17 protein-coding genes are annotated in these 22643 nt (G+C 70.8%); 5 read left to right on the plus strand and 12 right to left on the minus strand.

Annotated elements, in window-relative coordinates:
- Positions 1 to 5: 5 nt before the first annotated feature.
- The 5 genes from ACIQCZ_RS25365 to ACIQCZ_RS25385 are packed head-to-tail and all read right to left on the minus strand — an operon-like array spanning position 6 to position 7294.
- Positions 6 to 1946, minus strand: coding sequence for a S9 family peptidase (locus tag ACIQCZ_RS25365; RefSeq protein WP_402285022.1), 1941 nt, complete (start codon positions 1944 to 1946; stop codon positions 6 to 8).
- Positions 1943 to 2782, minus strand: coding sequence for an ABC transporter ATP-binding protein (locus ACIQCZ_RS25370; RefSeq protein WP_402285024.1), 840 nt, complete (start codon positions 2780 to 2782; stop codon positions 1943 to 1945). Before ACIQCZ_RS25370 ends, ACIQCZ_RS25365 begins: the two co-directional genes overlap by 4 nt.
- On the minus strand, positions 2779 to 4695 hold the full coding sequence (locus tag ACIQCZ_RS25375; RefSeq protein WP_402285026.1) for a dipeptide/oligopeptide/nickel ABC transporter permease/ATP-binding protein: 1917 nt from the start codon (positions 4693 to 4695) through the stop codon (positions 2779 to 2781). The genes ACIQCZ_RS25370 and ACIQCZ_RS25375 overlap by 4 nt, the downstream gene beginning before the upstream one ends.
- 2 nt (positions 4696 to 4697) lie before the next feature.
- On the minus strand, positions 4698 to 5684 hold the full coding sequence (locus ACIQCZ_RS25380) for an ABC transporter permease (protein ID WP_402285028.1): 987 nt from the start codon (positions 5682 to 5684) through the stop codon (positions 4698 to 4700).
- The gene (locus tag ACIQCZ_RS25385; protein WP_402285030.1) at positions 5684 to 7294 is read right to left on the minus strand and encodes an ABC transporter substrate-binding protein; all 1611 of its coding nucleotides are present in this window, start codon (positions 7292 to 7294) and stop codon (positions 5684 to 5686) included. Before ACIQCZ_RS25385 ends, ACIQCZ_RS25380 begins: the two co-directional genes overlap by 1 nt.
- A 212-nt stretch (positions 7295 to 7506) precedes the next feature.
- Here ACIQCZ_RS25385 and ACIQCZ_RS25390 point away from each other — a divergent pair, with 212 nt between their 5' ends.
- The 3 genes from ACIQCZ_RS25390 to ACIQCZ_RS25400 all read left to right on the plus strand — a co-directional run bounded on the left by ACIQCZ_RS25390 (position 7507) and on the right by ACIQCZ_RS25400 (position 11835).
- Entirely contained in the window at positions 7507 to 8073 is a 567-nt protein-coding gene (locus tag ACIQCZ_RS25390; protein WP_402285032.1) for a DUF4291 domain-containing protein, read from the plus strand.
- A 778-nt stretch (positions 8074 to 8851) separates the two neighbouring features.
- On the plus strand, positions 8852 to 10819 hold the full coding sequence (locus ACIQCZ_RS25395) for an ABC transporter ATP-binding protein (protein ID WP_402285093.1): 1968 nt from the start codon (positions 8852 to 8854) through the stop codon (positions 10817 to 10819).
- A 209-nt stretch (positions 10820 to 11028) separates the two neighbouring features.
- Entirely contained in the window at positions 11029 to 11835 is an 807-nt protein-coding gene (locus ACIQCZ_RS25400) for an SAM-dependent methyltransferase (protein ID WP_402285034.1), read from the plus strand.
- Positions 11836 to 11965: 130 nt separating this feature from the next.
- On the opposite strand, the gene ACIQCZ_RS25405 is transcribed toward ACIQCZ_RS25400, so the two are convergent.
- The 4 genes from ACIQCZ_RS25405 to ACIQCZ_RS25420 form a co-directional block, all read right to left on the minus strand.
- Positions 11966 to 12475, minus strand: a complete 510-nt coding sequence (locus ACIQCZ_RS25405; RefSeq protein WP_376217886.1) for a DUF664 domain-containing protein — start codon at positions 12473 to 12475, stop codon at positions 11966 to 11968.
- Positions 12476 to 12608: 133 nt separating this feature from the next.
- Positions 12609 to 13646 (minus strand): MsnO8 family LLM class oxidoreductase, encoded by a 1038-nt coding sequence (locus ACIQCZ_RS25410; RefSeq protein ID WP_402285036.1) that lies wholly within the window; start codon positions 13644 to 13646, stop codon positions 12609 to 12611.
- 142 nt (positions 13647 to 13788) lie between these two features.
- Positions 13789 to 13980 (minus strand): DUF6381 family protein, encoded by a 192-nt coding sequence (locus tag ACIQCZ_RS25415; protein WP_351083309.1) that lies wholly within the window; start codon positions 13978 to 13980, stop codon positions 13789 to 13791.
- A gap of 160 nt (positions 13981 to 14140) precedes the next feature.
- Positions 14141 to 14785 (minus strand): response regulator, encoded by a 645-nt coding sequence (locus ACIQCZ_RS25420; protein ID WP_376217896.1) that lies wholly within the window; start codon positions 14783 to 14785, stop codon positions 14141 to 14143.
- Positions 14786 to 15049: 264 nt separating this feature from the next.
- On the opposite strand from ACIQCZ_RS25420, the gene ACIQCZ_RS25425 reads away from it, so the two are divergent.
- Positions 15050 to 16027, plus strand: a complete 978-nt coding sequence (locus ACIQCZ_RS25425; RefSeq protein WP_402285038.1) for a tyrosine-type recombinase/integrase — start codon at positions 15050 to 15052, stop codon at positions 16025 to 16027.
- A 132-nt stretch (positions 16028 to 16159) separates the two neighbouring features.
- On the opposite strand, the gene ACIQCZ_RS25430 is transcribed toward ACIQCZ_RS25425, so the two are convergent.
- On the minus strand, positions 16160 to 17095 hold the full coding sequence (locus ACIQCZ_RS25430) for an alpha/beta hydrolase family protein (protein ID WP_402285040.1): 936 nt from the start codon (positions 17093 to 17095) through the stop codon (positions 16160 to 16162).
- Positions 17096 to 17204: 109 nt separating this feature from the next.
- On the opposite strand from ACIQCZ_RS25430, the gene ACIQCZ_RS25435 reads away from it, so the two are divergent.
- Positions 17205 to 17795 (plus strand): helix-turn-helix domain-containing protein, encoded by a 591-nt coding sequence (locus ACIQCZ_RS25435; protein ID WP_402285041.1) that lies wholly within the window; start codon positions 17205 to 17207, stop codon positions 17793 to 17795.
- 89 nt (positions 17796 to 17884) lie between these two features.
- Here the strand turns inward: ACIQCZ_RS25435 and ACIQCZ_RS25440 are convergent, their stop codons facing one another.
- Entirely contained in the window at positions 17885 to 20941 is a 3057-nt protein-coding gene (locus ACIQCZ_RS25440; protein ID WP_402285043.1) for a Tn3 family transposase, read from the minus strand.
- Between the two features lie 120 nt (positions 20942 to 21061).
- Positions 21062 to 22399, minus strand: a complete 1338-nt coding sequence (locus ACIQCZ_RS25445) for a sensor histidine kinase (RefSeq protein ID WP_402285045.1) — start codon at positions 22397 to 22399, stop codon at positions 21062 to 21064.
- Positions 22400 to 22643: the final 244 nt, after the last annotated feature.

Here is a 22643-nt window from a genome sequence, read left to right on the forward strand (position 1 = left end):
CGGTTTCAGCGGTCGGTGTGCGTGGTGACCCACTCGATCAGCCGGCGGGAGTAGTCCTCCCGGTGCGAGGGCCGGCCGTCCAGGAGGAAGAGGTGCGAGCTGCCGGGGTACACGACCAGCCGGACCGGCACGTCCCGGGTGCGCAGGGCGTGGAACCACTGCTCGGCCTGGCCGACCGGGCAGGTGTCGTCCGCACCACCGTGCAGGATCAGGGTGGGCGCGCGTACCGCGTCGGCATGGCTGATCGGCGAGAGCTCCGTCAGCCGTTCGGGGTCGCCGATCTCGTGGGCGGCGATCAGATGTCCTTCTTCCGAGGTGCCGGCCATGCTCTTCAGGTCGACCACGATGCCGCCCGGGACGACGGCGGCGAAGACGTCGCTGCGGGCGGAGAGCCAGCAGGTCAGGTAGCCGCCGTAGCTGTAGCCGGTGAGCGCGATCCGTTCCGGGTCGACGAGCCCCTCGGCGACGAGGGTGGCGACCGGTTGCAGGACGTCCTGCTCGTCGGCCTCGCCCCAGGCGCCCACGGCGGCCGTGTAGAACGCCTCGCCGTAGCCGTCGCTGGCACGGACGTTCAGCGTCAGGACGGTCCAGCCTCGCGAGGCCAGCTCCTGGTGGTAGAGGTGGGCGGGATCGGAGTGCGGCGCCCAGGCGTTGTGCGGGCCGCCATGCACGTCGACCAGCAACGGCCCGCCCGCGGGCGTCTGCGCGGCCCGGGTGATCATGCCGTGCACCACGGTGCCGTCCGCGATGGTGAACTCGCGTTCGGTGACCGGGTGGAGGGCGATCTCGGGCAGCGACCGGGTCATGTGGTCGGTCAGTCGCACGGACGGTGCTCCGGCCGACGGCCCGCCCGGTTCCCCCGACGTCCAGGCGTCCAGGTCGAGCAGTTCGATCTCGGCGAAGCTCGACGCGTCGCAGACCACCACCGCCGCCCGCCCGGCCTTCGTGGCGACCGAGCATCCGCTGACCCCGGTGCCGACGGGCAGCGGAGAGGCGCTGATCCCTGCCGCGTCCACCCGGTACAGGCGGGTGGCGCCCCGGTCGCGGGCGCAGAACACGATGGCGTCGCCGTGGAACTGCGGCAGCGCACCCGGATAGCCCGGCCCGCCGGGCAGGACATTGCGGTCCAGGGCGGCGCCGAGCGACACCGGCGCCGATCCGTCCAGGGGCTGACGCAGCAGTTCCTGATGACCGACAGCGAACGTGGTCCGGCCGACGACGAGCAGGGCGGATCCGTCGGGGAACCAGCTCACCGGGCCGGCCAGGCCCTCGGCCGGGCCGATCCGGCGAGGCTCGGGCGCGCCTTCCCCGACCCCTACGACATGGGCGGCCGAGGTTCCGAGCACGGCCGCGTCCGGGCCGCTCTGCGCCGGGTAGGCAAGCTGTGTGCCGTCGGGCGACCAGGCGGGCGGGCCGGCGTGCCGGTCGCCGTGCGTGAGCTGCCTGACCTCGCCCGACTCCACCTCCACCACGAACAGTTGGGTCCGGACCGATCCGATCATCCCGGCCCCGTCCGCCTTCCAGCCGAGGGCGTCGATGACGACGGGGGCGGTCTCCTCGCGCCGGGTCGCGGGGGCCGAGAAGGCGATGCGTGATCCGTCCGGGCTCCAGACCGGCGTGCCCGCTCCCGCCGGGCACCGGGCGGGCGTGGTGAGCGGTACGGCCTCTCCTCCGTCGACGGGGAGCAGATGGAGCTGCCCCTCGCGCAGGAACGCCAGCCGCGCCCCGTCCGGGGACCAGCGCGGCGTGGCGTCCGCAGGGCCGTGGGTGAGCCGCCGGGCCGCTCCTCCCCCGGCACGCACCTCCCACACGGAGCGGACCACGCGGTCGTTCTCGGCGTCCTGGGTGGCCAGGGTGTAGGCGACACGTTCCCCGTCCGGGGACAGCGCGGGATCACCGGGGATCTCGAACCGGTACAAGTCGTCGATCTTCAGCGGTCGGGTCATGACGCCTCCTCGGCGGGAGCGAGAGTCGGTACACAGGAGATCAGGTTCCGGGTCGTCGGGTGCTCCGGGCGTTCCAGCACCCGGTCGGTGGGGCCGCACTCGACGAGGCGTCCGCCGTCCATCACGGCGACCTGGTCGGACAAGTAGCGGACGACCGCGAGGTTGTGGGAGATGAAGACCATCGCGAAGCCCAGCTCGCGCTGGAGGCGGCGCAGCAGATTGAGCACCGCGCCCTGGACCGACACGTCCAGGGCCGAGGTGATCTCGTCCGCGATCAGCACGGCGGGCCGGGCCGCCAGAGCCCTGGCCAGGGCCACCCGTTGGCGCTGGCCGCCCGAGAGCGCGTCCGGGGTGAGCGCCGCCCGCGCGGGGTCGATGCCGACGAGCTCCAGGTAGTGGGCCACCTCCGCGTCACGTGCCGCGCGGCGTTCACGGGCCGCTGCCCTGCGGACGGTTCTTTCGCGCCGGGTGGACCGCAGGGCCGGTGCCGTGCGGGCGAGGGCCTCGCCCGGGTCGGCTCCGCGGGGCGGCGTCAACGCTTCGGCGACCGACGCGCCGATGGTCATGCGCGGGTCGAGCGAGGCGTACGGATTCTGGAACACCAGCTGCACCGGGCTGCGCCCGTGCCGTCGCCCGGCGTCGTGCCCGGCGACCAGTACCTGCCCGCAGTGCATCGGCGCCAGCCCGACGACGGCCTTCCCGAGGGTCGACTTACCGCACCCCGAGCCGCCCACGAGTCCGGTGACCGTTCCCTCCGGCACCAGCAGGTCGACGTCCTCCACCGCGGTGAAGCGACCGTAGCGCACGGTGATTCCGCGCAGTTCGAGTGAGCTCACGGCGTTGTCTCCGCTCCGTTCGAGGTGGTCCGGGCGGGCGTGCCGACCGCCACCGCGTCCACCGGGTACCAGCAGGCGACCCTGTGGCCGGGTCCGGACGAGGTGAGGTCGGGGACCTCGTCGTGGCAGCGGTCCCGGGCGCGTTCGCAACGCGGCGCGAAGGGACAGCCCGGACCCGCCTCCCCCGGTTCCGGCGGGCGGCCGGGGATGGTCGCCAGTTCCGTGCCGGGATCCGTGGCCATGGTCGGGACGGCCCCCACCAGCGCCCGGGTGTACGGGTGGGCCGCGCCGCCGATCAGTCCGGCGACGGGAAGATCCTCGACGACCAGGCCCGCGTACATCACCAGGACGCGTTCGCAGACCTGGGCGACGACGGCGAGGTCGTGGGAGATCAGCAGCAACGCGGCGCCGGACTCCTCGCGCACCTCGGCGAGCAGGTCGAGCACCTGTTGCTGGACGGCCACGTCGAGCGCCGTGGTCGGCTCGTCGGCGATGACGAGTTTCGGCTCGCCCATCAGGCCCATCGCGATGACGGCCCGTTGTCGCATCCCGCCGGAGTACTCGTGCGGCCGCTGCCGTGCGCGCCGCTCCGGCGAGGGGATACGGACCGCGCCGAGCCGGTCGGTGGCGCGTGCCATGGCCTGCGCCCGGGACGCTCCGAGGTGCACCTCGGCCACCTCGGCGAGCTGGCGTCCCACCCGCAGGGCCGGGTTGAGCGACGCCATCGGGTCCTGGAAGACCATGGCCAGCTCGGTGCCCAGGCGCGGGTCCGCGCGCGGATCGTGGCCGTCGAAACGGAGCGTGCCCGCGTCGACCCGTCCCGGGTGCGGGACCAGATCCGCCAGGGCCAGGGCGCTCAGGCTCTTGCCGGATCCCGATTCCCCGACCAGGCCGACGGCTTCGCCGGCGCCGATGTCCAGGGAGATGCCGCGCACGGCGTGTCGGCCGCCGGGAAAGGTCACGTGCAGGTCCCGCGCCCGGACCAGTGGCGCGCCGTCGTCGCCGGGGTCCGTGTCGACCGGTGCAGCGGCCCGCTGTCCCGGCGCGGGGACCGGTGCCCGCGGCGTCCGTCGGCCGCCGGCCTGGGCGAGCGCTTCACCGAGCAGCCCGAACACCAGCCCCGTCAGGACGACGGCCGCGCCGGGTGCCAGGGCCGCCGCCGGGTTCACGTAGATCCGGTTCAGCTGCTCGTTGAGCAGCCGCCCCCAGTCGTACTCGGGCGGCTGCACGCCCAGGCCGAGGAACGAGAGGCCGGAGAAGGCGACCAGGATGCCACCGGTCGCCTGGGCGGCGAACAGCACCGACGGCTCGGCTATGTTGGGCAGCAGATGACGTATCACCAGCCGGAACCGGCCCACACCGAGGATCCGTGCGGTGGCGACGTAGTCCGAACCCGCGACCGAGGCCGTCAGGTTCTGCACCAGCCGGGCCATGGGCGGGACCATGGCCAGTCCCACGGCGAACACCGCGCCGGTGCTCCCGACCCCGAAGATCGTGGCGAGGAAGAGCAGGAACAGCAGTCCGGGAAAGGCCACCAGTACGCCCACGGTCGCGGTGATCAGCCGGCTCGCGCGTCGGCCCACCACCGCCGGTGCGACACCGAGCAGCAGCCCGCCGCCGACCCCGACGACGGCGGCCAGCAGGGTGAGTCGCAGGGTCAGCCGGGTCGCCACCACCACACGGGCGGCGATGTCACGGCCGAGCTGGTCGGTGCCCAGCAGATGCGCGGCGCTGCTGCCCTGGTTGATGGCGTCGGTGTCGACCCGCGCGGCCTGCTCACCGAGCAGGACCGGCCCGAACACGGCGACCAGCGCCACCACCAGGCAGCCGGTCAGCGCGGCGACGCCGATCGGTGTCCGGAGCGTGCGCCCCAGCCGGTGCCGCAGTGAGGTGTTCTGATTCTGGTGCGGCATCGTCAACTCCCTCGGACGGTGGACCGGGGGTCGGCGACGGCCACGGCCACGTCGACGGCGAAGGTGATGAGCAGCGCGGCCGCCCCGTAGACCAGCACGACGCCCTGGACCAGCGGATAGTCCTTCTCGGTGATCGCCTGGACGATCGTGGTGCCGAGTCCGGGCCAGGCGAAGACGTTCTCGACCAGTACGGTGCCGGCGAGCAGCGAACTGAACAGCAGGCCGCCCAGGGTGAGCGAGGACGTCAGCAGATTCGGCAGCGCGTGCCGCAGATAGCGCAGCCGGGCCGGAAGCCGCTTCGCCCGCGCGGTGCGCATGTAGTCCTCGCCGAGCACCCGCAGGGTCTCCACCCGGACGATGCGCGACAGGGCGGCCGCCGGGACGACGGTGAGCGCGAGCACCGGCAGTACGTAGGAGTCCGCACCGCCGCGCGAAGCCACCGGGAAGACCGGCCATGCCACGGCGAACGCCGCGACCAGGCCGACCGCCAGCAGGAATTCGGGCACCGCGCCCAGGAAGCCGGTGACGCCGGTGAAGGCCAGCTCGCCGCGGCGCCTGCGGCCGTCCTTGGTCAGCACCGCGGCGGTCATTCCGACCGGCACGGCGAGCAGCAGGATCAACGCGAACGCGGGGACGGCGATCTGCAGGGTCGCCGGGAGCCTGCTGGAGATGATCTCGGAGACGGGCATCTGGGCGCCGATCGAGTCACCGAGCCTGCCCTGGAGGAGATGGCCGACGAAGTCCCCGTACTGCTTCGGCAGCGACTGGTCCAGGCCGAGCGAGTGTCTGCGGGCCGCGACCAGCGCCGGGTCGGCGGTGGTGCCGAGCGCCGACCGCACCGGGTCGCCGGGGATCAGATGGATCATCGCGAACGCGGCCGTGACCAGCGCGGCCAGCGACACCACCAGCCGCCGGGTGCGGCGCAGGACGAATCCGACCCAGGGGCTGCGGGCGGTCGTGCCGAGGGAATCGAGGGTGATCGTCGCCATCAGCCGGCGCTCCGCCGCAGAGTGCTGGGGATGATGCCGGCGCCGTCCACCTCGAAGGTGATGCCCTTTCCGTAGTACTGGAGCGGCCTGTTGACGATCGGCACGATGTCGACGTTCTTGACCAGGGCGGCGTCGGCCGCGTTCCACAGGTCGCAGCCCGAGACGCCGGGCTTGGCCGAGGCCTGTGCGGCGAGCCGGTGGTAGTCGGCGTTGGCGATGGAGCCGAAGTTGTTGCCCTTGGGCGGTGGCGGCCCGTCGTAGAACCGGGTCAGCTGGTCCGGGAGGACGACCCCGATGGGAGCCCAGGCCACATCCCAGTCGCCGCCGGTGAGGGTGCCGAGGATGCTGGAGGAACCCGTGGGCTTCGCCGATGCCTTCACACCGAAGGACGTCCACTGCTGGACGGCCAGTTCGACCGCCGAGGCGACCTGTGGGCCCTGATTGGTCGGGTAGCTGAGCCCGACGGCGAGCGGCTTGCCGTCCTTGGTCCAGGTGCCGCCGCTCTTCGCCCAGCCCGCGGCGGTGAGTGCGGCGGCGGCCCGCGCCGTGTCATGGACGGGAAGGTTCCCGGTCACCGTGTCGCCGGTGCAGGGGGTGGGAGCCGTCTCACCGATGCCGGTGGCGGGCCTGCCCTTTCCCCCGGTGGCCACGTTCGCGAGTTGTTTCAGGTCCAGTACGGAGACCAGGGCCTTGCGGACCGCCCGGTCGGCGCCCGGGCGGCCCGCGGCCTGGTTGAAGAGGAACTGCCCGAAGAGCGCATGGGTGGTCTCGCGGTTCGCCTTGGCCGCGTCCAGCCGGTCCTGGTCGGCGCCGTTGATCAGGGCCCCGTTGATCTGCCCGGCCATCAGGAGATTGGCCGCGGTGGACTCGTTGGCGACCACCTTGAACACCAGCTTTGCGGGGAGGTCGGCTGCGGTGGATCCGCGGGGCCCCCAGGTGTATCCGTCCCGCTTGACGTAGGTGTAGTGGTCGCCCGGAACCGCTTCGGCCAGCCGGTACGGTCCGCTCGCGTCGGTCGCCTTGGTCAGGGCCTCCGGTGTCGCCAGGCTCTTCTTGCAGAGCAGGGGCAGCAGCCGGGACATCTGCACGATGAACGGCGCGGGTTTCGTCGTGGTGACGGTGACGGTCCGGTTCGCCCTGTCGGCCTCGGCCACAGCGGTGACGGGGACGGAGAGCCCGAGCATCGGGGACTGGTTCTTCGGATCGGCGATGTGGTTGTACTCGGCTGCCACGTCGTCGGCGGTGAGCGGCGCTCCGTCCTCGCAGGTCACCCCCGGGCGGATGGTGAACTTCGCGGAGGTCGGGGTGGCGGACCATTTCTCGGCCACCCCGGGAACCAGTGAGCCGTCGGCCTCGATGTGCACGAGCGTGTCGTAGGCGAAGGAGTTCATCGACAGTGCCGTGCTGGCGAGTGCCGTGGTGGGGCTGAGGGTGCCCGGATCGGCGGCGACGGCGAGCACCACCGTCGCCCCGCCACCGCCTTCGGTGGACGAGCCGCCACCGCACGCGGCCGCGGTGGTGACCAGGCCGAGCGCCGTGACCATCGCGGCCGCGGACCTGCCCCCTCGCCTCGTGCCGGATCTCGTCTCCGTGCCTGCGGTGCTGGCCATGGTCACCTCCGGGGGAGCGGCACGCCGCCGCCGAGTGAGGGAACATTAGGCAGCCGCGCATCGGCTCCGAGTGGTCGCGCCGCACGAAAAACCGCCCTGCCGACGGTGCTCCGCGACGAAGACGAGCACGAGGGGGCGGGGGCAGGAACGGTCCGACAGGGCGGAGCGAAATCCGATCGCGGTCGGCTCGGTCGCCTGGAAGCCTGTGGCGCATGTCCGCCCAGCACCAGGTACGTGCCCACTACGACGAACGGACGATCGTGGTGTACCAGGCGTACTCACCCGCGGTCGCCGGACCGTCCCTGCGGGCGAACCGGTTCGTGCCGCCGTTCTCGTTCAACCGGATGACCTGGATCAAACCGTCGTTCCTGTGGCTCATGCATCGCAGCAACTGGGCACAGAAGTCCGGGCAGGAACGCGTGCTCGCGGTACGCCTCACCCGTTCCGGCTGGGAGGAGGCGCTGTCCCGGGCCGTACTGACGACGAGCGAGCCGGCGGTCGTCGCCCGAGCCCCCGTCCACGTCCAGTGGGATCCCGAGCGTTCGCTGCGGGGAGCCGCGCTCAATCACTACAGCATCCAGGTCGGGGTCGGGCGCGGGCTGATCCGCACCTTCGCGCAGGACTGGGTCGTCGGCCTCACCGACGTGACGCCACAGGTTCGCAGGATCGCGGCACTCAAGCAGAGCGGCCGGACCGCACAGGCCCAGCGGCTCCTTCCGCCCGAGCGGATCTACCCGGTGCCACCGGCCACCGCGCGAAATCTCCTCGTCGACGCGTGAACGCCGCCACCGCGGCCGTCCCGGGCGCCGCGGTGGCGGCAGGCCGTGCCGTTCGGCGCGCCGTTCCATGGAGCGGCGTTTGACGCCGCGTCACTCCGTTCGCTTCGCACCGTGACACGCGGAGCACCGACGCCGCCTTCCGGCTACGGCGGTGGCTCGGTGAGGAGTTCCAGCAGCCAGTGGGCGCTCCCGGCGTCCCCTGGCGCAACGACGCCGGCGGACGCACCGGGAAAGAGCCGCCCCCGGGAACTGGCCCGGCCGATCATGTGCCTTCGCAAGCACCGTGGACCGCCTCCGGCGCCGACCGCGCGGGGTTCCACGGTGTCGTCCGTGACCGCATGGCGTACGAAGGGCGCGAGCCACGGAGCGGGCCCGGGTGAGGGGTTCGGGCGGTGGGTTCGCCAGAGCAACGCAATCCCTCGATCGGGTGTCAGACCACCTGGCGGGTGAATCGAACGCCACATCACGCCCTTCTCGTCAGCGCCCCCAGGCCTGTCCGATCGAGTCGAACCTTCGTCCGACGATTCGTCCGCCATGGCCCGTGACGAGTCCCCGCGCCACGCGTTTTCCGATCACACGTCCGGTACGGCCGACTTCGAGGAGGAACCGTGAGTCTCCGTCCCATCCCTACCGTTCTTCACCTGGTGTTCGAGAATCGCCCTGCGCACGCGCCACCCCCGCGGCACCTCGTTGACGCCCGGTCCGGCCCGGTCCGTCCCCCGGCACCGCGCGGGGATCAGGAAGCGGGTGCGGCGTGAAGGTCTTCGGACGGGTACGGATGGCCGAGCCGGCCGTCTCCGCGAGCGAGAAGGAACTGTTCGGCGGTCCCCTGCGCTATGACACGGGCTGGTCCGAGCACGAACTGTCGACACTGGACCTGACCATGCCGGAGGCGGTGCGCGTGCTGCCCCGGCTGGTCGGCACCACCCTGCGGCGGGCCTGGCGCGCCGATCGCCCTGCTCTGGTGGTGCTGGCCGTGAGCGAGATCGGACAGGGGGTCGCCGCAGCGGTCGGGCTGCTCGCGGTCAATGCCGTGATGCACGCGCTGCTCGGTACGAAGGCCCCGGTCGACCGGCTGTACGAGGCGCTGCCCGCAATGGCCGCGGCCGGGGCGATCGCGGTGATCAGCGCGTGCCTGGCCTGCTGGTCCACCGCGCGGGCGGGGCGTCTGGAGCCCCTGGTGGAGCGGCTGGCCACGACGGAGTACCTGGCCGCCGCGGCGGCGGTGGAGCTGGAGGCGATCGAGGATCCGGAGTTCCGCCGCCTCATCGAGGTCGCGCAGTACGGCGCCGCCTCCGCCCGGCGCATGATCGGCGCCTGTGTCGCAGCCCTGAACGGCGCCATCTCCCTCCTCGCCACCGGCGGCGTCCTCACCGTTCTGCACCCGGCGCTGCTGCCGATGCTGGTGCTGATCGCCGCGCCCCGCGGCTGGGGAGCGATGCGGGTGGCGCAGAAGCGGTACGTGTCGGTGATGACCTGGATCGAGCACGTGCGGGCGAGCCGTCTGATCGGCACGCTGCTCACGTCCCGCAGCGCGGCTCAGGAGGTGCGCATCCACGCGGTGGGCCGGTTCCTGCTGGAGCGGTACGAGGACATGGCCGAGAGCGCGGAGGCGGAACAGAAGCGGCTCGCGACGGACAAGGGCCTCACCGAACTGGTGGCCGCGGGCATGTCCGGGATCGCCGTGGTCGGGACGTACGCCGTCCTGGGCTGGCTCATCGTGTCGGGGCACATGGAACTCGCTGTCGCGGGCACGGCCGTTGTCGCGGTGCGTTCCGGCTCGGCGAACCTCGGCGGCCTCGTCATGAACGTCAATCAGCTCCACGAGGAGAGTCTGTACGTACAGGACCACGACCGGTTCCTCGGCGAGGCGGCCCGCCGCGCCATCCCCACCGGTGGTCCGGACCTTCCCGACCGTGTCGGCGCGGTGGTACTGGAGAAGGTGACATACCGATACCCGGACCGTGACGAGCCCGCCCTCGACGAGGTGTCCCTGTCGCTCCCCATGGGGTCGGTGACCGCCGTCGTCGGTGAGAACGGTTCGGGCAAGTCCACGCTGATGAAGGTCGTCGCCGGACTGCTGCTGCCACAGAGCGGCTGTGTCCGCTGGGGAGGTGTGGACGAGACCGATCTCGACCGGGCCCGGCTCTTCGAGCGGGTGTCGCTGCTGACACAGGATTTCGAGCGGTGGCCGGTGACCGCCGCGATGAACATCCGTATCGGACGTCCCCAGCGGGCCGCCACCGACGAGGAGCTGGAACAGTCGGTCGAGTACGCCGGAGCGTCGCCGGTCGTCGCGAAACTCCCCCACGGACTGGCGACGCTGCTGGCCCGCATGTTCCGCGGCGCGTCGGAGATCTCCGGCGGCGAGTGGCAGAAGATCGGTCTGGCCCGCACGCACTGGCGGACGAAGACCTGCGCGGCGGACAGCGTACTGATCGTCGACGAGCCGACCTCAGCCCTCGACCCCGAAGCGGAGATCGCCGCGTTCGACCGGATCCGGCAGCTCGCCGGTCCGCATCGGGCGGTCGTGCTGGTGACCCACCGCATGTCCGGCGTCCGCCACGCCGACACCATCCACGTACTGAACAGGGGCCGCATGGTCGAGCACGGCACCCACGACGAACTGATCGCGGCCGACGGGCGCTACGCCTCCATGTTCCGCACCCAGGCGGCCCAGTACGCGCCCCGCACGGACACCGTCCTCCCGCACCAGAGCACGCCGACGGCGCGCGACCATGCGTGAACCGGCGCCGTGGCGCCGCTCAACGCCCGCCGCCCAGAAAGAAAACAGCTCCGCGGACCGTCAAGTCCACCACGACGGGTACTCGTTGACCGAACGTCCGTGACGCGCTCCGCAGGGGGCCCGCCTCCGGCCGGAGACGGGCCCCCTGCGGGTCGGCATCGGCGATCAGTGCCTCGGCAGACGGGATTGGCATATGCCAGGATCGTGTCATGAGTACTTCTTCGCAGTCGCCGGCCGACAGACTCCAGACGGACCGGCCGCACTCGGCTCGGGTCTGGAACTACATCCTGGGCGGCAAGGACAACTACACCGTCGACCACCAGATGGGCGACATGATCCTCAAGATGTTCCCGGACTTCGCCGCCGTCGCACGCCTCCAGCGGGCCTTCCTCTCCCGCGCGGTGCGCTTCCTCACCGCGGAGGCGGGCATCCGCCAGTTCCTCGACATCGGCACGGGCCTGCCCACCGCCGACAACACGCACGAGGTGGCCCAGCGGGTGGCCCCGGAGTCCAGGATCGTGTACGTCGACAACGACCCGCTCGTCCTGACCCATGCCCGTGCCCTGCTCACCAGCACTCCCGAGGGTGCCTGCGCGTACATCGACGCCGACGTCAGGGACGCCGACGCGATCCTCTCCGAGGCCGCCAAGACACTGGACTTCAGCCGGCCGGTCGGGCTGACCATGCTGGGGATCATGGGACAGCTGCCCGATGAGGACGACCCCTGGGCGCTGGTCGGCCGACTGGTGGACGCGCTCCCCCCGGGAAGCTATCTGGCCCTCAGCGACGGCACGAACACAAGTGACGCGCTGAACCACGCCGTTGCCTCCTACAACGCGAACTCGGCCAGTTCGTACCATCTGCGCAGCCCTGAACGGATCGCCGACTTCTTCCACGGTCTGGAACTGGTGGAGCCCGGCGTCGTCAAGACGTCGGCCTGGCGCCCCGACCCCGAACAGAACCCGGCGGACGCCCTGCAGGGCCACGCGGTGAGCGGCGTCGCGCTCAAGCGCTGAGCCGCCCGGGTCCTCCGGAAGCCGAAGCCATGTCCTCCACGGCTGCGGCTCCGGGGGACCAGGAGCGCAGTGGGCGTCGGCTGATGCCGACCGCCCCACCGGCCCAATGGGCCTGCGCCGACGCCGAGTTCTACCGGCGTTCGAGCACACCCCGGACGAAGGCCGCCTGGCCCGCGTGTTGCAGATCGTCCGAGATGACACTGATCAGACGCACCCCCAGGGTGACCGGGGGCGACCACGAGTCGTCCACGACGCGGCCCAGAGCCCTGCCGTCGAGCCCGCGAAGGAATCGGAGGGTCTGTTCGTGGACGTCGTCGTAGTAGCCGCTCAGCAGTTCGGCCGAGCCCACCCGCACAGCCGCGACGTCCGCACTGCTGTGTCCGTAACCGGTGGCTTCCTTCGCGAAGGGCAGATCGAAACGCGAGGCCCAGTCGTGGGTGAACCAGACCTGCTCGATCCCGGCCGCGTCCGATACATGGTCGTCCTGGATCCGGGTCAGGTGCCACACTAGCCAGGCGATCGTGTTCGCTCCGTCGTCGAGGCGGGCATGGAGATCGGCACGCGAGACGCCCTCGACCGCCGAGTGCACCGCTTCCTGGACACGAGTGAAAGCATCCGTCAAAAGGTCAATGCTGTTCATGCCCTCACCATGGCCGCTCTCCTACTTCTCCCCCGCCATCGACACGCGCCGCGCCCGGCACGGCCTCGGGTCGTGGTGGCGACGGGAAGGCGATCCTCATGAGTCGTCGGGGCCAGGGAGGTTGCGGCAGCCGTCATGCCGGAGCGGCGGATCCGCTCCTGTCGCTCGTCAGATCCGCGAGCCGGGCCAGCCGACGCAGTGAATCCAGCAGAGCCGCACGGTCGTAGGTGCTGGTGGTGACCAGCACCTCGTCCGCCCCGGTCTCCTCGATCGCCGCTTCGAGCGCCGGGACCACGTGGTCCTCCGTTCCCTGGAGATGACCGTGCAGTCCCTTCTCGTAGAAGCCACGCTCCTTCTCCGTCATGGTCAGCGCCTCGATCCGCTCGGCGGGGGCGAGCGGCGGGAACACGCCATGCGTCCGGGAGTGGGCCAGGGACCAGGCCTCCGGTACCAGAAGGCGCCGGGCCTCCTCCGCGCTCCTCGCGAGCGCGATCGTTCCCGACACGACGACATAGGGCTCATGGGCCCAGGACGAGGGGCGGAACTCCCGACGGTAGCGCTCGACGGCCCGCAGCAGCTGCTCCCGGCCGCGGAGGTCGCCGACGACCAGCGGCAGCCCGGCCGCGGCGGCGATACCGGCCCCCTCGCCGGTGGCCAGTACGAACGGGGGTATGCGCAGCCCCTCCGCGGGGCGGGCATGAACCTGCGGGTAGATGCGCTGCGTACCCTCCAGCCAGCCGAGGAGTTCGCCGAGCCGGCCGGCGAACTCCTCCGCCGCCGACTTGTCCCGGCCGAGCGCACGGCGAATGCCGTCGGTGAAGCCCACCGAGCGTCCGAGACCCATGTCGATCCGGCCGGGGAACAGCGATTCCAGCACCCCGAACTGCTCGGCCACCACCAGTGGTTGATGATTGGGAAGCATCACACCGCCCGTACCGACCCGAATGGTCGATGTCGCCGCCGCGACGGCCGCTGCCAGCACGGTCGGCGCCGAACCGGCGACGCCCGGCACGCTGTGATGCTCGGACACCCAGAACCGGTGAAAGCCGAGCGCTTCGGCCTCCTGGGCGAGACGCACGGTGTCGCGCAGCGCTTCCGGGCCGTCGTGGCCCTCGCGGGTACGGGAGCGGTCGAGGACGGAAAACCGGGTGGATGCGATCACGGAGCTCACATCCTTGTTCAACGTCCGGACCGCACCAGGATTCCCCGGCCGGCCGCGGCGTGCGCGCGGGCCCGGGACGATGACGTTCGAGGGCCCGCGGCCGACAGGCGTGCACGGCGTCGGGCGGAGGGGCCGGGGTACGGCCGGGCGGCTACTTCATGGGGTAGATGTCCCCGCTCGCCATGCCGCTGACCTGATCACTCTCCGCTTCGATCCTGCGGGCCTTGTCCTTCAGGCGCTGACGTTCCTTGGGGTCGGTGGTGCGCTCGGCCGCCTCCTCAAGGTCCTTGGCCTTGGCACGCATCTGCTTCACACGGCCTCGGTATTCTTCTGACTCGCTCATGATCACTCCTTGGATCTGCGGCCGGAGCGGGCTCCGCCCACGGAATCACGGAACCGGGCCCTGGCGGCGACGCGTCCCGGTCGGTCACCCACCGTCGAGCGCGACGCAAAAGAGTCCGGGCCGAGCCGACCGTCAGCCGTCAGCCGTCAGCCGTCAGCCGTCAGCCGTCAGCCGTCAGCCCAGCGTCCCGGGCGGCCAGTGCCGCTTGGACACGGTTTCCGACCTCCAGAGTAGTCAAGATGCGACTGACGTGGGCCTTCACCGTGCTCTCGCTCATCCGCAGCCGCCCGGCGATCTCCGCGTTGGTGGCTCCTTCCCCGACCAGTACCAGGACATCACGCTCGCGCGGAGTCAGGCGGCCCACCCGACCGCGGACGGCGGCGGTCCCCGGCCGGACGGCCCGGTGGTAGCGGTCGATCAGCCGCCGGGCCGCGGACGGGTGCAGCATCGCCGACCCGGCCGCCACGAGATGCACGGCCCGCAGGATCTCGGCAGGGTCCGAGTCCTTGAGCAGGAAACCATCGGCACCCGCCGCCAGCGCCTCGTAGACGTACGCGTCCAGGTCGAAGGTCGTCAGGGTGATGACGCGTGGGGCATGGGGCAACAGACGAAGTCGCGCGATGGCCGTGATGCCGTCCAGCCGCGGCATCCGTACATCCATGAGCGCTACATCCACCCGGTGCGCGGCGGCCTCCTCCACGGCTTGGAGGCCGTCGGACGCCTGCGCGACGACTTCGATGCCGGAATCCGTCGCCAGCAGATCGGTCAGGGCCAGTCGGACCAGGGCGTCGTCGTCCACCACCATCGCCCTGATGGGCACCGCGCTCACCTCCCGGCCCCCGTCCGAAGCCGCCCGCCGCGTCGGGGGTTGAGGAACATCGGAACGAAAACCGGCGCTAAGCCTTCGTCGGCCCTGATGGGCGGCTGACGGAGCATCGGCGACCGAACCCGTCTGAAGTCTTCCTGCAGATAACGCCCTATTATCTGCGGGACGGCTGATCGCGACCTGCGGGAACGGCCGCCAGGCCGTACATGAAGCGGCCCTGTTATCTGCGGCAAGGGGGAAACGGTGCCCGCCGTCGTACAACTGCCCGCCGGGAAGGCACTGACCGTCCGCGCGGCGGCCGATGTCTTCCTCGAATCGCTCGGCAACCCGAACACGGTCCGCAACTACGGGATCGGGGTGGGCAAGACCGCCGAGCGGCTCGGCGAGGGCCGGCCGCTGGCGTCCGTGGCGGACGACGAGATCGGCGAGGCACTGGAACTGCTATGGGGCACCTCTGCGGTGAACACCTGGAACGCACGGCGCGCGTCGGTGCTCTCGTGGCTCGGGTGGTGCGGTGAGCGCGGGTACAACGGCCCGGCGGTCCCGGCCTGGGCGAAGCGGCTTACCCCGCCGGACTCCGAGACGCCGGCCCGCTCGAAAATGGCGATCGACCGGCTGATCGCGCGGCGGGAGGTGCACCTGCGGGAGAAGACGCTGTGGCGGATGCTGTACGAGACCACCGCCCGCGCCGAGGAGATCCTGGGCGTCAACATCGAGGAGCTGGATCTCGCAGGGCGCCGGGCCCCGGTGAAGGGCAAGGGGGCCCGTCCTCGTACGCGTCGCCGTGGTGCGGTCCGCGAGGACTTCGTCCTGGAGACGGTCTACTGGGACGCTGGCACCGCCCGGTTGTTGCCTCGCCTGCTCAAGGGGCGTACGCGCGGTCCGGTGTTTGTCACTCATCGCAAGCCCGGCCCTGGCAAGGTCGTCAGCCCGCGCGATATCTGTCCGGACACCGGGCTCGCGCGTCTTTCGTACGGGCAGGCCCGGATGCTGCTGGACGAGCACACCGCTCTCGGTGGTGGGCCGGGCACGGGCTGGGATCTGCACGAGTGGCGGCACTCCGGCCTGACCCACCTCGGCGAGGGAGGGGCGAGCCTGCTGATGCTCATGGCCAAGTCGCGGCACAAGAAGCCGGAGAACGTCCGACGCTATTTCCACCCCTCCGCGGAGGCGATCGCCGAGGTCACGAGTTTGCTCGCGCCGAGCGACGGCAGGCGTTGAGTTCGGCGGTACCCGGCCTGTCGGCGCTGTCGCGAGGGCGAGCGGGGCGCATCCCTCGGTGTGCGGGTCCGACAGTGTGCTGGTACCCCGCCTGGAGGCTGCCGACCGCTGGTTAACAGGCGGCGCGAATGCTCATCCCTGGCCGTGGCTCAGCCAGTGGGCGATGTCGGCGATGACGGTGGGGTCGACATGCTGCGGAGTTCCGTATTCGGCAGGGGTGGATGGTCCTGCGCCGGGGAAGAACAGGTGGTTGTCGGCTTCGTAGACACGGATATCGGCTTCCGGGCGGCCGGCCAGGCCCGTCTGCCATCGCATGAGGTCGTTGGCGACGGTGACTTGGTAGTCGCGTCCTCCTTGGAGGATGAGCATCGGCTTGCTGAGTTTGGCCGCGATCGCGACCGGGTCGTAGTCACGCAGTTCGAGCCAGTACGGCGCGGACAGGCCGAACGGCAGATCCGCTGCGGGGGTCGAGGGCGTGAGCTCCGCGCTGTCGACCAGGGCGGCCTGCCGCTGGAAGGTCTCGATGACTGCGGGTGGGACCTGGTCGGGAAGCACGGCGGCGAGGTAGCTGACGACGCGGACAGCGGCGTGGTGCATCGGCTGCGTGTCACCGGCCATGATCACCAGGCCCGCCACCGTGGGTGCGGCGATGGCGACGGCGGGGGCAACCTTGCCGCCCATGCTGTGGCCGAGGACGAAGACCCGCTCGGGGTCCACCGAGCGGTGGCTACGGAGCAGGCCGACCGCGTCGACGGCATGCGGCACGTATTCCTGCGTCATCGTCAGGTCCGATGCCGCGGCCACATCGCGGTGGGCGTAGGTCGCCTTGTCGAAGCGCAGCACCGTCGTCCCACGGCTGGCGAGCCCCCAGGCGAGGTCCTTGAGCGGTTTGTTCGGCCCGCTGGTCTCGTCGCGGTCGAACGGCCCACCACCGGCGAGCAGCACCACGCCGGGGCCTGGAGCCTGCCCGTGGGGGTCGCTCACCGTGCCTGACACCGCGAGTGAGCCGGTGCCGACGGTGACCTCGTGCTCGCTGAAGCGGCCGGGCTCGGCATAGGGCGGTGGCATCCAAACGAGTTCTGAGCTGGTCATGGACTCTGTCGCAGCGCCGTCAGGCATCCCATCACAACCTTTCTCAATGAATGCGAACGGTAGCACGGCGTGAGATCATTACGGGATGGATACCTTCGAACTCTTGGCCCACCCGGTGCGGTTGCGAGTGGTTCATGCGATGCGCGGCGGCAGGGAGCTGACCACCGCCGACCTGTGCGACCGCATTCGGGACGTCTCGAAGGCCACGGTCTACCGGCACGTCGACCTGCTCGCAGCCGGCGGGGTCCTGGAAGTCGCCCTGGAACGGCGCGTGCGCGGCGCGGTCGAGCGCCGCTACCGGCTGCGCCGCGACCGCGCGGGGATCAATACAGACACGGCCAATTCACTCTCGCTCGACGACCATCGCAGCGCATTCGCCGCCGCTCTGGCGGTCCTGACTGCCGAATTCACCGCGTATCTCGACCGCGACACGGCCGACCCGGTAGCCGACCTGGTCGGCTACCGGCAGCATGCCGTCTGGCTCAGCCCTGGGGAACTGCACGGGATGATTGACGGGATGCGGGAGGCGATCGCCCCCCACCTGGCCAACGAGCCATCACCCGACCGCACGCAGTACCTGATCAGCCCGATCCTCTTTCCCGTCGAAGCGCCGCCGACCGAGACCGGCACCGATATCACCGCCGCGGGCAGCCAGAGCCCGGGAACCGGCATCTGAGCCAGGTCCACCACTGTCCCCGTGCCCGGGTTGCCCCGAGGCCCAAGCCGCACCACCAATTCCGTTACCGAGAATGCTGATGCACCTTCCTACGCATCATCGGCGGTATCGGGGGCCCGCAGCGGGCGCAGGCCGCCAGGCAGGTCGGGCAGCTGGAACGAGTACCGGCCGAGCATGTTGACGTGGTGCCGTACAAACGGCGAGAGGCGGGCCACGTCCTCGCCGCGGACGTCGAAGCCGTCCGTCCGCAGCTGAGATACCGCCGCATCCATGTACCGGGTGGTGAAGAGCACAAGGGCGTTGAGGACCAGTCCGAGCGCGCCGATCTGGTCCTCCATACCGTCCTGGTAGCGCTGGTAGAGCTGTCCGGCCCGTCCGTGGAAGATCTTCCGGGCCAGGGAGTGACGGCCCTCCTGGAGGTTGGCCTGCGCCTTGATCTGCCGACGGTAGCCGGGCTCGTCGGCCAAGCGCAGGATGTGCAGGGTTTTGGCAATCCGTCCGTAGTGCGCGATCGCGTCGCCGAGCGGGGTGGGGCGCCCGTCCCGGGACAGCATGCGGATGACGTCGTAGGCGCGGACAGCTCCGGTGTGGATTGAGCCGATGATCCGCAGGATGTCCTCCCAGTGCCGCTCGATCCTGCTGAGGTCGATCCGGCCCCGGGCGGCGTCCTGGAAGGCGCCGTAGTCGGCGGTGCGGTCGATGCGCCACATCTTCTGGTCTGGCAGGTCCGCGAGTTGGGGGGCGTACGCGAACCCGGCGAGCGTGAGCAGTCCAAAGACGATGTCGCTGTACGAGGCGGTGTCGGTGACGATCATCTCCGGGCGCTTGCCGCCGTCGCGGTCATAGAGGACGTCCAGCACGTACAGCGAGTCGCGTGGGGTGCCGGCCACGACCTTCCCGCCGAGCCCTGCCGCCTGATCGTTGATCATGTTGAGCCAGGTGGCGCCGCCCCGACGTCCGAAGTACTTCGGGTTCGGCCGCGCGTACACGCTGGGCACGGGGACGACGAACCGCATCCCGTCGACTGAGGCGACCAGCCCGCCGCCCCACGCCTGGGCAAGCGGGATGGCCGCCTGGTGCTCAATCAGTGTGGCATTCGCCGCCCGGTACGTGGCGAGCCGCAGATACGTCTGGTCGACGTGGGAGAGCCGCCCGTACTTCAGCGCGTCGATACCGCCAATGACCGGGGTGTAACCGACGTTGCAGCCGTGCGCGACCAGCAGTGCCGCGATCGTCACGGGCAGGCCCTTGAGACGGGCCTCGCCACCGGTGACCGAGGTGAACGCCTGGTCGGCACCGGTCCAGGAGAACACCTCCAGCAGCACCTCGGGCAGGTCGACGCGGGGCAACATCGCGTTGACCGCGGCCCGCAGGTTGAGCAGCGAGGCGGGTTCGGGCTCCGGCTCCAGGGCGGCGAAGTGCAGCCGCCCGTCGTCATCGAAGGTGATCTGCGCGTTATCCGGCAACCGCCCGGCGACCTCCCGGTACGTGCCGTCCAGCAGCGCGGCCCGCGCGGTCAAGTGCTCGCTCACCCCGGCGGGCAGGCTCAGGGACGCCAGCACAGTGGGCTTGGCCTGCTCCCACGCCTCACCGACCAGCAGCTTCGCCCGGGGGTCGCCCCACTTGGAGGAGTTCTTCGCGAACACCTCCCGTCGGCGCAGCATCCGGTGGAACTGCTCCAGGATGCAGAACGCGTACGCCTTCCAATCCACTGTGCCCGGCTCCAGGTGCGGAGCCGAAAGGACCAGGCGCCGCCAGGAGCCGACGAGCAGATCGCTGTCGATCTCCTTCGGGCCGACCTTCTTGCGGCCCATCAGATCCGGCAGCGACTTCAGCGCGCTCAGCACCGGCAGCCCTTCTGGGGTGGCACCGAAGTCGACGACCTTGACCAGGAGCTTGAGGAACGGCCGGACTGTGCCGAACCGGTTGACCAGCATCGCCCGCCACGCCTCGTCCGCATCGGAGTCCAGCGGCGGCGTCAGCTCGAACAGCGCGGCGATCGCGGCAGCCAGCTCGTGGCGCGGCACCACGCTCTCGATCTGCTCCCACATCGCCGTGAGCGTCTCCACCTTCGGCGGGCTGATCTCTCCGGTGTCGGTGTCGACCTGCTCGCTCGTGGTGTCGAAGACGACCTGGAACGCCGTCGCCAGCTTCGCACCGGCCCGCTCCACCTTCGGCAGCGTCTTGATCTTCTCCTTGACCGTCTCCCGCTCGGCCTTGGCCAGCAGTTTAGTCGCGATCAACACTTCAAGCAGGTCCAAGGCGTCGTCCACGGCCCGGGTCGTCAGGTAAACCGCGGTAGCCAGCAGCGTCGCCAGACGGCGCGAGTCGCCGTGCCGCTTGAGCAGCGACGCCTTGCCGTCCACGCCGTACCGCGACAGCTCCGCCAGTCGCCGCGGCGGTATCCCCGACACATCCAGCGCGTGCATGTCCAGGTCGGCGATCTCCTCAGCCCGGTCCAAGGCCCACTTCATCTGCGGTCCAGATACCCGCACCGGACCGCGACGCAGCCGGTCCAGCTCGGAGACCCGCGCGCCAGGCGGCACGGTCAACAGGGAGTCCAGCACCACCCGCTGGCCGACGCTCAACATCCCGTACAGGGTGTCCCACAGCCGCTGATTCGCCGTCTCCCGCACCGAGGCGACCAGCCTGGTCAGCGTCGTCACGCCGGGCAGCAGCACGCGGCGCTCACGCAGCTGGCCGACCGCCGCGTCGAACAGGGCCTTCGGGCCCTCGCCAGTCGTCCAGGCTCGCGCGTCCACCCATGTCCGCAGGTCGGCCTCCGCCTCGGCGAACTCCTTGTATTCCAGGACCCGCCGCAGCTCGCGTACGTGCTCCAGGCGGGTGTTCTCCCGCTCTCCGTACGCCTTCAGCACCGACGCATCGCCAATGTCGAGCTGCTCGGCGAGGTAGTCGACGACCTCCGCCGGCACGTCCGTGGGGTCGTCAAGGAACACCCCCAGATACCGCGCGGTCGTCAGCTGTAGCGCGAAGCCCAGGCGGTTATGGGACCGCCGCTTGCCCTCGATCAGCTCCCGATCCGCGTCGTCCAGGAAGAAGAAACGCTCCAGCTCCGTGCGGGAAGGCGCCCCGCGAAACGCCGCATACGCGGCAGCCTGCTCATCCGTCAAAAACTCGACCGGCACCCCGGACCTCCAAACAGTCGATCAGCAACGACTGCCGAAGGTTCCGCTGCCACAGAAGCCCAGGTCAAAGCCTCTCTGAGTATCACCAGGGCTTAGCGCCGGTTTTCGTTCCGATGTTCCTCAACCCCCGCGTCGCACCGACAGCTTCCCGGCCCGATACACCATGGCTCTGCCGACGCTCTTGTCCAACCTCTTGCCCATGGCCATGCCCATGCCGGTCGCCTCGCCATTGCCTTCGCCTCTGCCAGTACCGACGGTCCTTCCCGTGCGCGTTCCGGCCGGGCCGGTGACCCGCTGCCCGCCCTGCCCGCGTTCCGGTTCGCCGGCCGGCGCGTACAACGGGAGCCGGGCCGCGAGCCGCCATCCGCCGTCGGGTTCCGGGCCGTGGTCGAGCCGGCCGTGCAGCCCGGCCACCCGCTCACCGAGCCCGATCAGGCCGTAGCCCGGGCCTGCCCCCTCGTCGCTGCGCGGCACGGGGCCTGTGATGGGGGAATTGACCAGCTCCACCTCGGTGGCGGGCGCGCCGTAGTGCACCCTCAGCCGAACCGCCGTGCCCGGGGCGTGCTTCCGGGCATTGGTGAGGCCCTCCTGGACGAGTCGGTGCACGGCCAGCAGATGGGTGGCGGGCGTGGTGCCCGGATCGCCCGTCACTTCGGCCCTCACCTCCTGGCCGATGGCCCGTACCTCGTCGAGCAGTTCGGACAGGTTCCGGATCGCGGGAGCGGCGACCCCCCGGCGCCCCGAGCCCTCCCCGCCCTGGTTGCTCTCGTCCTCCTCCGCACGCAGCGCGCCCAGAACGTCCCGGAGATCGGCCAAGGCCTGTGTGGACGTGGTACGCAGCAAAGCGATCCGCTCGCCGACCTGCGGCGGCACGGAATCGGCCCGCAGTGCCAGCACGCCGGTGTGCAGCGCCAACAGGCTCAGCCGGTGTGCCAGCACGTCGTGCATCTCTGCCGCGATCCGGGCCCGCTCGGCCGACCTGGCCTGTTCCGCACGGAGTTCCACCTGTTCGCTCAGCGAGTCGATCAGCCGTCGACGGCTGTGCCACCACAACCCGGCCGTCAGCGCCAGCAAGAACAGCAGTCCGGCGCCGTACGACGGTGTCACGCCGCCGCTCAGGGGTGCGGTGCACACCCACGGCAGCACACCCCCGACCGCCCCGGCCGTCACGGCGAGCCGGACCCGGCCCTGGGCGGACAGATGGAAGACCATCACCGTCATGGGCTCGTACGCGCCCTGGGCGACCAACGCCACCACCGCGGCAGCGAGCACCAGGGACGGGCGGCGCCAGCGCAAGGGCAGGAGCAGCGTGGCCACGACGGCCGACACCGGCCCCACGGCCGGAAGCCGTGTGTCGAAGCCGGCGTTCATCACCCCCTGCGCGACCAGCAGCAGAACCCCGCCGGACAGCAGCCATTCCGTCCATACCGGACCTCGATGAGGGTATTCGCGTTCCACCGGCCGATCGTAGGCACCTCATCACCCCGGGCCCATCGGCCTCCGGTCGCGTGCACCCCCTGCTTTCGTGGGGGTTCCCTACGCCTCTTTGATGACATCGGTACCGGTTCGCCCGGACACAACGGCCGATTTCCGGAGAGCGTGCGCTCCTTAGAGGTCGCGCAGATAGGTGCTGTGGGGGGCCTCGGCGGCCCCGCACGGCTGGGCGTGGACACCGTCCGCTTCGGCCGGATCGACACCCCAC

This window comes from Streptomyces sp. NPDC093149, from assembly GCF_044754145.1.
In the GTDB taxonomy this organism is placed as follows: Bacteria; Actinomycetota; Actinomycetes; order Streptomycetales; family Streptomycetaceae; genus Streptomyces.